At 68.7% G+C, this 11,535-nt stretch carries 10 protein-coding genes; 9 read left to right on the plus strand and 1 reads right to left on the minus strand.

What is annotated here, in order from left to right; all coding sequences use genetic code 11:
- The first annotated feature begins 183 nt into the window (after positions 1-183).
- The 9 genes from EZE58_RS00110 to EZE58_RS00150 all read left to right on the plus strand — a co-directional run bounded on the left by EZE58_RS00110 (position 184) and on the right by EZE58_RS00150 (position 10,428).
- The gene (locus EZE58_RS00110; RefSeq protein WP_009378183.1) at positions 184-1,629 is read left to right on the plus strand and encodes an MFS transporter; all 1,446 of its coding nucleotides are present in this window, start codon (positions 184-186) and stop codon (positions 1,627-1,629) included.
- A gap of 203 nt (positions 1,630-1,832) precedes the next feature.
- The gene (locus EZE58_RS00115) at positions 1,833-3,479 is read left to right on the plus strand and encodes an HNH endonuclease signature motif containing protein (RefSeq protein WP_167559550.1); all 1,647 of its coding nucleotides are present in this window, start codon (positions 1,833-1,835) and stop codon (positions 3,477-3,479) included.
- A gap of 139 nt (positions 3,480-3,618) precedes the next feature.
- A complete protein-coding gene (locus EZE58_RS00120; RefSeq protein ID WP_009378186.1) occupies positions 3,619-4,263 on the plus strand; it encodes a hypothetical protein in 645 nt (214 codons plus the stop codon).
- Positions 4,264-4,310: 47 nt separating this feature from the next.
- A complete protein-coding gene (locus EZE58_RS00125; protein ID WP_167559552.1) occupies positions 4,311-6,506 on the plus strand; it encodes a prolyl oligopeptidase family serine peptidase in 2,196 nt (731 codons plus the stop codon).
- Between the two features lie 76 nt (positions 6,507-6,582).
- Positions 6,583-7,662 carry a biotin/lipoate A/B protein ligase family protein gene (locus EZE58_RS00130; RefSeq protein ID WP_009378190.1) on the plus strand — a complete coding sequence of 360 codons (1,080 nt, stop codon included), beginning with the start codon at positions 6,583-6,585 and terminating at the stop codon, positions 7,660-7,662.
- Positions 7,641-8,396 (plus strand): peptidase E, encoded by a 756-nt coding sequence (locus EZE58_RS00135; protein ID WP_009378191.1) that lies wholly within the window; start codon positions 7,641-7,643, stop codon positions 8,394-8,396. The genes EZE58_RS00130 and EZE58_RS00135 overlap by 22 nt, the downstream gene beginning before the upstream one ends.
- A 70-nt stretch (positions 8,397-8,466) precedes the next feature.
- Complete coding sequence (locus EZE58_RS00140) at positions 8,467-8,904, plus strand: hypothetical protein (RefSeq protein ID WP_009378193.1); 438 nt, start codon at positions 8,467-8,469, stop codon at positions 8,902-8,904.
- Between the two features lie 110 nt (positions 8,905-9,014).
- On the plus strand, positions 9,015-9,800 hold the full coding sequence (gene thyX, locus EZE58_RS00145; RefSeq protein WP_009378195.1) for an FAD-dependent thymidylate synthase: 786 nt from the start codon (positions 9,015-9,017) through the stop codon (positions 9,798-9,800).
- A gap of 49 nt (positions 9,801-9,849) precedes the next feature.
- A complete protein-coding gene (locus EZE58_RS00150; protein WP_009378197.1) occupies positions 9,850-10,428 on the plus strand; it encodes a hypothetical protein in 579 nt (192 codons plus the stop codon).
- Positions 10,429-10,455: 27 nt separating this feature from the next.
- Here EZE58_RS00150 and EZE58_RS00155 read toward each other — a convergent pair whose 3' ends face one another.
- Complete coding sequence (locus tag EZE58_RS00155; RefSeq protein WP_009378200.1) at positions 10,456-11,535, minus strand: alcohol dehydrogenase catalytic domain-containing protein; 1,080 nt, start codon at positions 11,533-11,535, stop codon at positions 10,456-10,458.

Below are 11,535 nucleotides of genomic sequence, written 5' to 3' on the forward strand. Positions count from 1 at the left end.
GGCGCGAGCAGCTTGCGTGCGAGCCGCCTGTGCCGCCTGTGTGCCGGCCCCGAAAGGCGGATCCGGTTCGAAATCGTCTCGTTTTTCGAACCGGATCCACCTTTCTGGCGTCCGTGCCCGCCCCCGGCGCGCACCTGCTGAGTGTTTTGCGCGTCCGTGCGTTAAACGTTGTACTGTGTCCCCGTGACTGCACCGTCTTCGACCTCCGTACCCACGGCCTCCGACGTCATCGCGAACCTGCCGTGGAAGTGGCGCACGCAGGGCGCCATCTTCATCATCGGCGGCCTCGGCTTCATGTTCGACGCGTGGGACGTCGCCCTCAACGGGTTCCTCATCCCGTTGCTCAGCGACCATTGGGACCTCAGTGTGGGGCAGGCGGCGTGGATCGCCACCGCCAACCTCATCGGCATGGCCCTCGGCGCGTTCGTCTGGGGAGGCATCGCCGATGTCATCGGGCGCAAGAAGGCGTTCACCCTCACGCTGCTCGTCTTCTCGATCTTCACCGTCGCCGGAGCGTTCTCTCCCGAGTTCGGGTGGTTCATCGTCTTCCGCTTCCTTGCCGGCTTCGGCTTGGGCGGCTGCATCCCGGTCGACTACGCACTCGTCGGTGAGTTCACGCCGAAGCGTCATCGCGGCCGCGTGCTCACCGCGATGGACGGGTGGTGGCCGATCGGTGCGTCTCTGTGCGCGTTCGTCTCCGCCTGGCTGCTGACGATGGGGGACTGGCGGCTGATCATGCTCGTCATGATCATCCCCGCACTGCTCACCGTCGCCGTCCGGTTCGGGATCCCCGAATCGCCTCTCTATCTCGCCTCCGTCGGCCGCTACGCCGAGGCGGACGCGGTCATCGCGCGCCTCGTCGAGCGCACCGGCGCCGACGTGCCGGCCTGGACGCACGACGCACCCGGCGATGCGGGACCGCTGACGACCGACAGCCTCGGCGAGGGGAGACAGGGCACCGTTGAGTCCTCCGCTGGAATCATCACCTCCGTCAACGGTCGGCTGCGGGCCGCCACGGGACAGCTCGCACAGCTGTGGCAGTACTCGGCGAAGACGACGCTGGTGTCGTGGGCCCTCTTCGTCTCCGTCCTCCTTGTCTACTACGCGGCACTGACATGGCTGCCGGGGATCCTCAAGCGGCAAGGGCTCGGCGACCAGGCGGCGTTCCTCGTCACCGGGTCGATGACCGCGGTCGGCATCTTCGGCGTCGTCGTCTCGGCGCTCCTCGTCGAACGCCTGGGGCGCAAGTGGGTGCTCGGTGTCAGTGCGATCGTCTCCGCGGTGCTCCTCGTCGGCGTCGCCGTCTTCATCGAAGCATCGGGATCGGAGCTGAGCTTCGCGGCGAAGGCGAGCGTCATCGGGTTCGGTTTCGTCATCCAGATCGCGATCCCCACGCTCTACACCTACGTCTCCGAGCTTTACCCGACCCGCCTGCGCGGGTCCGGTTTCGGGTGGGCGTCGGCGGCCTCGCGGATCGCCACCGGCATCGCGCCGCTCGTCTTCGGTGCCTACATGTGGCCGGTCCTCGGGCTCGTGACAACCTTCGCACTCACCGGTGTCCTCGTCGTCGTCGCCGTTGCGCTCATGGCGCTCCTCGCCAGGGAGACGACAGGGGAGAAGCTCACCTGAGGCAGTCGTCGAGGGTCGCCGACCCCGGCGGGCATCGTCGAACGTGGCGTTTCCAGCCCGGCACGCCTGCGGTCGGAGCAGCCGCGGCCCGGCAGAGTCGGCAGCGATCGGTCCGACCGGCAGCCATCGGACGAAATGGGCCTTGACCAGGCAGAGCGTTCACGGCGAATCTCGTGTCAGTGCCGCGGTCTAGGGTACAGAGCATGGAAGCAGAGTCGGTTTCAGACGTCATCGCGGACATCGTCCGCTGGCGCGAGACGCTGTCCGCCCTGCCTCCCGCACGGACCGAACGTGAGGCGATCGACCGCATCACGGCCCTGGAGGAGCTCACCTCGGCAGCGGCGGCGGCACAGGCCCGCGAGACCCTGACCTTCGACATGCACCGGCGCAACCGCGAAGCCGAGGACGGGGTGCCCAGCGACCGGCAGGGACGTGGGGTCGGCGCCGAGATCGGGCTCGCCCGCAAGGTCTCCCGCGCCCGCGGCAGCAGGTTCCTCGGTTTCTCCCGCACGCTGCTCATGGACCTCCCGCACACGTACGCGGCTCTCAGAGAGGGTGAGATCTCCGAGGAGAAGGCTCGCCTCGTCGCGACCGAGACCGCATGGCTGCCGCGCGAGAAGCGGCAGCAGGTCGATGAGAGGATGGCCGACCGGCTCGCCGAGGTGGGGGTGCGCCGGCTCGGCAGCGAAGTCCGCGCGCTGGCTCAGAAGCTCGACCAGGTCGCAGCGGTGCGGCACCTCGACCGCTGCAAGGAGGAGCGTTGCGTGAGCGTTCGCCCGGCACCCGGCAACATGGCCTACCTCACCGCCTTCCTCCCGATGCCGGAGGCGGTCGCCGCATACGCCAACCTCTCCAGGGCCGCCGCCGCTCGAGTCGGCACCGGCGCCTCGGGCGGGTGCACGCAGAGTCAGACGATGGCCGACCTGCTCGTTGAGCGCGTCACCGGGCAGGACAGCGCGGACGCGATCCCGCTCGAAGTCCTCGTCGTGATGAATGACGAGACACTGTTCGACGACGGTGACGAGCCCGCATGGCTTCCTGGCTTCGGGCCGATCCCCGCCGGCGCGGCGCGATCCCTCATCGCCGACGACCCGGGCGCGGTGTTCCTGCGCAGAATGTATGCGAGACCGACCGACGGTCAGCTCGTCGCCATGGAATCGAGCCGGCGGGAGTTCTCCGGTCTGCTGCGACGGATGATCACCGTCCGCGACGACGTGTGCCGCACACCGTGGTGCGAGGCGACCATCAAGCACGTGGACCACGCGACTCCCGTCGCCGCGGGAGGCGCGACGAGTTGGGACAACGCCTCCGGCCTGTGCGCTGCCTGCAACTACATCAAAGAACTGCCCGGGTGGCGCCATCGAACCTCAGCCACCGAGCTGTCGGTGACGACGCCGACCGGTCACCGCTACACCGTATCCACCTGCCCGATCGACGCCAGATCCACCTGCCCGATCGACGCCAGACCGCGATCGCCCGGAACGGCGCAGGAGGAGGGTCAGGCTCGTGCTCCGGGGTCGCCGCCCAGGACGATCGCCATCCTCGCGGAGACTGCGGCGGTGCCGAAGGACGAACGAGTCCTCATCGATCCGTCGCTGGTCGCACCGCCTCAGGTCGGACCGCCTTGTGCCGGACCGCCTCGGTTCGGACCTCCTCGGCTCGGACCGCCTCAGGTCGGACCGCCTCAGGTCGGACCACCTCGGCTCGGACCGCCTCAGGTCGGGCTGGCGTCTCGGACGGGCACGCGCCCGACTCGCCGTCAACCGCTCGACTCCGCGGGATCAGTGCGTGAGGACAGCCCGTGCGAGAGGCGACTGCGGAACGACCTCGTCGCCAGAGCAGCTCCGTGATCGGGCATCTCGGACCGTTCTGAAGAATCGTGATCGAGAACCACTGTGCCGAAGGATCTCGGGATACCGTGAGGTTTTCCACGGCCCGAGTTCTCCTTCCGTTCAGTGGCCCGACTACTCAAGTCGTTAAGCTGGTCATATGAATGACCGTTCCGGCGCCGATTCAGCGAAGACGGCGGATGTGATCCAACCGGTCGAACTCGTCTGGGGTCTTCCCGGTGGCCTCGGCGACCGGTGGACGCCCGTCGAGTCGGCTGCCGGTGTACACGGTGTGCTGCCGCCGCCGTCCGAGGTCGGTGACCTCTACGGTGCGGCTGCGGCCGAACCCCCGCTCAACGAGGACCGGAAGTACGCGCTTCTCTTCGCCGACGTCTACGAGGCCTCCGTGCGGAAGGGGCAGGTGCTCGCCGCCCTCGCCCGCTCGGCCGAGGACGGCCGCCTCCGCGCCATCGCGTACGGTCACTTCTGGGCCTGGGCGGAACAGGCCTACGAGTGGGCCTACGAGCTCAGGGAGTCCCTCGGCGACGCCGCGCCCGTCCTCGAATGGACGTTCGCCCTCAACCTCCTCGCCAGGGATCCCCGCCTCCGGGCCGCCGGGCTCGGGCGACGCACCCTCGAGTCCTGGCTGCGCGGAATCTCCGGCTACGGCTGCTGGCTCCAGACCGACGATATCGACAGCCCGGCTCGCCGCCTCTACGGAAGCCTCGGCTTCACCGCCATCGGACACGGGCCGCAGGCCCCCAACGGCGAGCCCGGCCTCGTCATGTTCCGTCCGCCGCAATGATGACGTTCTGAGACGCACGTCACCGCCTGACCTGGCAAGATGGGACCATGAGCAGCTCATTGACAGAAGCCCACGACCAGACCCCTGACCTCGACGACGACTTCCTCTGGCTCGAGGACATCCACGGAGATGACACTCTCGACTGGGTCCGCGAGGAGAATGAGGCGACCCTCGCCCGCTTCCGCGACGATCTCTTCGACCGCATGTCAGCTGAGATCCTCACGGCCCTCGACTCCGACGACCGCATCCCGATGGTCACCAAGCGCGGCGGGCACCTCTACAACTTCTGGCGCGACAAGGACCACCCCAAGGGCCTGTGGCGCCGCACCACGTGGGACAGCTACACCACAGACGACCCCGACTGGGAGATCCTTCTCGACGTCGATGAACTCGCCCGCGCCGAGGACACCCCCTGGGTGTGGTCGGGAGCGTCGGTGAAGCGACCGGACCACACACGCGCGCTCATCTCACTCTCCCCGGACGGCGGCGATGCCCACCGCGTCCGCGAGTTCGACCTCGAGACGAAGCAGTTCGTCGACGACGGCTTCGACCTCCCCACGGCCAAGTCCCGCTTCGCGTGGCTCGACGCCGACACGATCCTCGTCGCGACCGACACCGGATCCGATTCCCTGACGACCTCCTCCTACCCCCGGCAGGCGCGGGCACTCACCAGGGGACAGAGCATCGACGAGGCACCCATCGTCGCCGAGGTGCCCCGCGACCACGTCGCGATCTACGTCGGCTCCGACGTCGGCGGCCGCAATGTCGACCGCGCGGTCACCGTCGATGCCATCGACTTCTTCAGTTCCCGGGCGAGCTTCATCGACCTCGACGATCTCCGCGGACCGGACCACGCCCTGCCGAGGACCGCCTCGTCGTGGGAGGACGCCTGGATCCCCGTCGACGTCCCCACCGACGTCTCCGTCGGAATCGACGACGACTTCGTCCTCTTCCGACCGCAGTCGGACTGGGACGCAGGCACGGTCGTCGTTCCCGCCGGCGGACTCGCCGCGGCCCCGACCGCCGAGGTCAAGGCCGGCACCATCCGACCCCGGCTGATCTTCACCCCCGACGCCCACACCGCGTTGGCGTCGTGGTCGTGGACTCGCGACCGGCTCGTCCTCGAACTGCTCCGAGACGTCCAGTCCGAGCTCGTCGTCCTCGACCCGAGCGACGACTTCGCCTCCGCGCCGCTCCCCGGCGTCGAGGCGAACCATATGGTCAGCTTCGCCCCCGTCGACCCCGACGATGACGCCACCGCCAACGACTACTGGCTCGTGAGCACCGGCTTCCTCACCCCCTCGACGCTCTCCTACGGCAGCCTCGGCGACGCAGCCGGCGCTCAGGCGTCGGCGCCTGAGGTGATCAAGTCCTCGCCTGCGCTCTTCGACTCAGACGGCCTCACCGTCGAGCAGCACTTCGCGACGAGCGCCGACGGCACGCAGGTTCCTTACTTCCAGATCGCCGAGTCGGGTCTGGTGCTCGACGGCAACAACCCGACGCTCCTCGACGGCTACGGCGGATTCGAGGTCAGCCGCACGCCCGTCTACTCGCCCATCGTCGGCCTCGGCTGGCTCTCGCGGGAGACACAGGGCCGCGGCGCAGGGCGCGGCCACGACATCCCCGCAGGCCGCCGGGGAGTCTACGTGCTCGCCAACATCCGCGGCGGCGGCGAGTACGGACCGCAGTGGCACACCTCGGCGATGCGAGAGAACCGGATGCGCGCCTACGAGGACTATTCCGCCGTCGCGAGGGATCTCATCGACCGGGGCGTGACCCGGACCGAGGACCTCGGCTGCGCGGGCGGATCGAACGGCGGTCTCCTCGTCGGCAACATGCTCACCCAGTACCCCGAGCTCTTCGGCGCGGTCTCCTGCGGGGTTCCGCTGCTCGACATGCGCCGGTACACCAAGCTCAGCGCCGGGTACTCATGGAAGGCCGAATACGGCGATCCCGACGACCCCGCGGACTGGGCCTTCATCCAGCACTTCTCGCCCTACCACCTTCTCGACCGCAGCGTCGACTACCCGCCCGTCCTCTTCTGGACCGCGACCTCCGATGATCGGGTGGGACCCGTGCAGGCACGGAAGATGGCGGCGCGCATGCAGGCGATGGGGATCCCTGACGTGTGGTTCTTCGAAGACACCGAAGGCGGCCACGCGGCGGCCTCGGACAACAAGCAGGCCGCGTTCGTGCGGGCGCTGAGCTACCGATTCCTCTGGAACGCGCTGACGGGGGAGTGAACCGGGGTCGCGCAGGCCCCTGCAGAGGTGAGGGGACTCACTGGCAGGGGCCTGTGCGGCGGCGTAGCGTGGAGCCATGACGAATGAGACGCAGCGCTTCCACGCGGAGTACAAGGTCATCGGCGGCAAACTCGTCGTCGCCGACGTCGAGACCGACGGACAGACCATCACCGGGGCCACGATCTCCGGCGACTTCTTCCTCGAACCCGAGGACGCCTACTTCGATCTCGCACCGGCCCTCGTCGGCGCCGACGTCACCGCCGACAACGCGCAGCTGCGCGAACGCCTCGACGACGCGCTCGCGACGTACGGCTCCGAACTCGCCATGCACGGGTTCTCCACCGCAGATGTCGCCACAGCAGTGCGTCGGGCCCTCGGATCGGCCGCGGACTTCACCGACTTCGACTGGCAGATCATCCGCGGCGAAGTCCTGCCGACACAGCTCAACGTCGCCCTCGACCAGGTGCTCCTCGAAGAGGTCTCCGCGGGCAGGCGCCGGCCCACCCTGCGGTTCTGGGAATGGGACGACACCGCCACCGTCATCGGCGCCTTCCAGTCCTACGTCAACGAGATCCGCCCCGAAGGCGTCGAGAAGTACGGCGTCGAGGTCGTCCGCCGCATCTCCGGTGGGGGAGCGATGTTCATGGAGGGCGGCAACTGCATCACGTATTCGATGTTCGTCCCGCCGTCGCTTGTCGCCGGCCTCGACTACCAGGAGTCCTACGTCTTCCTCGACCAATGGGTGCTCGCGGCTCTGCGCAGCCTCGGGGTCGAGGCCTTCTACAAACCGATCAACGACATCTCCTCGACCGAGGGCAAGATCGGCGGGGCCGCGCAGAAGCGCCTGCGCGACGGCACGCTGCTCCACCACGCGACGATGAGCTACGACATCGATGCCGACAAGATGGTCGAGATCCTCCGCATCGGTCAGGCGAAGATCTCCGACAAAGGCGTTGCGAGTGCGAAGAAGCGCGTCGACCCGCTGCGCAGCCAGACCGGTGAGACCCGCACCGACATCATCGAGACCATGGCGACGACGTTCATCGACCGCTACGGCGCCACTGAGGACACTTACACCGAAGCCGAGCTCGACCGCGCCCGCAAGCTCGTCGCGGAGAAGTTCGGCACTGAGGCGTGGACGCACCGGGTTCCGTGATCGGGGCGTTCCGCGGCACGATCGTCACTCTCGGCGGAGGCGGCTTCTCGATGTCGGAGACCGGAGAGTCAGCCACCGACGACTGGCTGCTCGACCTCGCGGGTCGTCGGGTGGCAGCGGCTCAGCCTCACAGTCCGGCACTGCCGCGCGTGTGCTTCGTCCCGACCGCCTCCGGCGACAGCCGCGACTACATCGAGCGCTTCGAGGCCGCCTTCACCGGTCGCGCCCAGACGCATGTGCTCTCCCTCTTCGGACAGAGCCCCTGGGGATACCGGGAGCCGGAGATGCTCGCGGAGATGGACCTTGTCTACGTCGGCGGAGGATCGACGGTCAACCTCCTCGCTCTGTGGCGCACGCACGGCGTCGACGACGTTCTGCAGCGGGCCGCGGCCTCCGGCACGATCCTCGCCGGGATCAGCGCCGGCGCGAACTGCTGGTTCGAGGCCTCGTCGACGGACTCCTTCGGGCCTCTGGCGCCGCTCCGGGACGGCCTCGGCTTCCTCCCCGGCAGCGCCTGCCCGCACCATCACGGCGAAGAGGGTCGGGCCGAGACGTTCCGGACGTGGATCGCCGACGGGACCCTGCCGGGCCCGGGATTCGGACTCGACGACGGTGCTGCCGCCGTCTTCACCGACGGTGCGCTCGCCTCGGTGGTCACCGAAGACCCCCTCGCTCGTGTCCACCTCGTCGAGGGTGAAACGGAGACTCCGCTCGAGTCGATCTTGCTCGCCTGAGGCGACGAGAGCGCCGACCGCAGGTCGCCGGTGCCGCTATGCTGGGCGCGAGGACTCAGGGAGGCGAACCATGGCCAGGCTCAGTCGTGAGGAACGGCGCATCCGCAGCGAACGACGCAGCGCGATCCTCCTCATCGTCGTCTCCGCGATGTTCGTCCTCATCGGTATGGGCATGCTCCTGACCGGCGAGCTCGTCGCCATCCTCGTCGTCCTCTTCTTCGGTGGATGCCTGCTCGCCGGATTCATGCGGCTGCCGTCGATGAGCCTGCGCTCGAGTCTGCTGCTCGCGATCGCCGGCAGCTCGGCCTTCGCCGTAGCGTGCGCGGTGATCGTCGCCCTCGCCATTGCGGGGATGGCGATCGAGTCGACGATCGTGGCGCCGACGGCGCTCACCGTCGTCGCCGCTGTCGGGGTCGTCTTCTTCGGCGGCGGAGCGATCCTGCTCACCGTCCTCTATCGGAGGAATCGGACGGAGATCGGGCGGGATCAGGACGGCCCGGAGGCCTGAGCGACCGGCAGACCGGGCCCGGCGCCCGCGAGCGTGAGCACCCCGTCCTCGATGACCCCGACACTCTGTAGGATTGGGAACCACAGCGTCCCGAACCTCCAAGGAGAGACATGCGCCAGGTCGAACCGTCCGTTGAACTGCTCGCCAAGCCCAGCATCGATTGGGAGGCGATGAGGACGTACCTCGACGAAGTCGGGGGCACCTCGTGGGCGGACAGGGTCGAAGCAGCGGAGTCACCGGACGCCGAGGACCTCCTCGAGTTCTCCGGACGCATGTGCTACCGCTCGTGGGAGCCGGGCCTCAATCCGAATGTCTCCCGTGTGCGCACCGATTCGGCGTCCTACCTCGGCAACGTCATCTCCTCCCAGCACGGGTCGGTGCTCGAGCATGCGAACTTCACGTTCGTCCTCCACAACGTCTCCCGTGTCCTCACCCACGAGCTCATCCGCCACCGTGCCGGCTCCGCGTTCTCGCAGGAGTCCCTGCGCTACGTCCGCCTCGCCGACATCCCGTTCTGGTTCCCCGACTGGGCCCGTGAGGATCCCGAGCTCATGGAGCGCTCGCTCGCCGTCCTCGACACCCTCGAAGAGCATCAGAAGTGGATGGCCGAGCACTTCGGCCTCGACGAAGAGGGCACGAAGTTCGCGCACAAGAAGCACATGACCTCGTTCATGCGCCGCTTCGCCCCCGAAGGCCTGGCCACCGGCATCGTCTACACCGCGAACCTCCGCTCCCTGCGCCACGTCATCGAGATGCGCACCGCGAAGGGCGCCGAGGAGGAGATCCGCCTCGTGTTCAACAAGATCGGCGAGATCATGCAGACCGAGGCTCCGGCGATCTTCTCCGACTACGAGATCGTCGACGGGGAGTGGATCCCCGGCACCCGCAAGGCCTGACCACCGCACCGCCGGCCCCGCACCCTCGCGACCCACGAAAGGGCACACCATGGCTGACATCTTCGACGCCGAGCTCAGCCCCGGCAAGCTCGAGGTCATCACGGAGTGGGTGGCCGCGCAGGACTGGGCGTCCGACCTCGACCTCGAGCGTGAGCCGCTGCAGAAGGTCACCGCCTATCGGTTCGACGACCCCGCCGGTGAGGTCGGGCTCGAGGTCCACATCGTCTCCAGCGGCGGTCGCACGTTCCAGGTGCCGCTGACGTACCGCGGTGAGCCCCTCGACGGTGCCGCCGATGCCCTCATCACGACGATGGAGCATTCGGTCCTCGGCACGCGCTGGGTGTACGCGGGCATGGGCGATCCCCTGTTCCGGCGCCGCCTTGACGCGACGATCGCCACCGCGGGCACCTCGGCGAAGCAGTACCTCGTCGACGACGCGGGCGAGCGCGTCGAGGAGATCACCGACGTCGCCCACGTCCACGGCACGGGCCCGCTGGCCGGTGCCGGCGGCGTCGACCTCATCACCGAGCTCACACTCGACTCGCCGCTCGAGGGCACCGAATCCGGTCTCCTGCTCGGACGCTGGCCCGGTCAGGACCATTCGGTCGTGCTCGCGGTCATGGAGTGAGCTCGGCCGGCTGCGGTGAGCCGCTGGTCAGCGGCCGAGACCGAGGTCGATGATCGTCATCCCAGCCGTCGTCGCGCCGGCCTCATCCATATCGAGCATCGCCTGCGGTGCCTGTTCGAGACCGATCGTCGTGGTGACGAGATCCTGCGGCCGCAGATCGCCGGAGGCGACGAGGGCGACGAGCTCGGGGTAGCCGGCTGCGGCCATGCCGTGGGAGCCGAGGATGCTCAGCTCGAGCGCGATGACGCGGGGCACGTCGATGACGGGCTCGCCGTCGAGCAGCCCGATCTGCACATGCCTGCCCAATGGGCCGAGGGAGGCGATCGCCGAGGTGATCGTGTCCTGCCGTCCCAGGGCATCGACGGTCACGGCGACCCCGCCCGGACGGTCGGCAGCCGGCTCGACAGCCGCGGCGGCCCGGACGACAGCCTCGGCGAGTTCCCCGGGTCCCAGTCCGCGTGCGCTGACCGTCCGGCTCGCTCCGAGGTCCCGGGCCCGGTCGAGGGCGGCATCGCTGATGTCGACCGCGATGACCTGTGCCCCGATCGCGCGGGCGATCATGATCGTCGAGAGACCCACCCCGCCGCAGCCGAACACGGCCACGGTCTCACCGGCCTGCAGCTCGGCGCGGACCCGCAGTCCGTGGAAGGCCGTGGCGAAGCGGCACCCGAGCCCGACGAGTGCGGAATCCGGCAGCTCCTCGGGCACGGTGACGAGATTGGCGTCGGCGTGATGGATGACGACCTGATCCGCCCACGACCCGAAGTGCGTGAAGCCCGGCTGCGTCTGGTTCGGGCACACGTGGGCGTTGCCGGAGCGGCACCACCGGCACGCCCCGCACCCGCACACGAAGGGCACCGTCACCCGCTCACCGACGTGGAATCCCTCGACCGCCGGCCCCGCCGAGGCGATCCGCCCGACGAGCTCATGCCCGGGCACGTGCGGCAGACTCACCGTCTCATCGTGCCCTGACCAGGCATGATGATCGCTGCGGCAGACGCCAGTGGCGTCGACGTCGATGACGACCCCGTGGTCGGGAGCCGTCGGTGCAGGGATGTCGGCAAGCTGCGGCGGTGTGGAGAAGCGGTCGTAGACGATGGCGCGCAT

It is taken from the genome of Brevibacterium sp. LS14 (genome assembly GCF_012027885.1).
Classification (GTDB): domain Bacteria; phylum Actinomycetota; class Actinomycetes; order Actinomycetales; family Brevibacteriaceae; genus Brevibacterium; species Brevibacterium casei.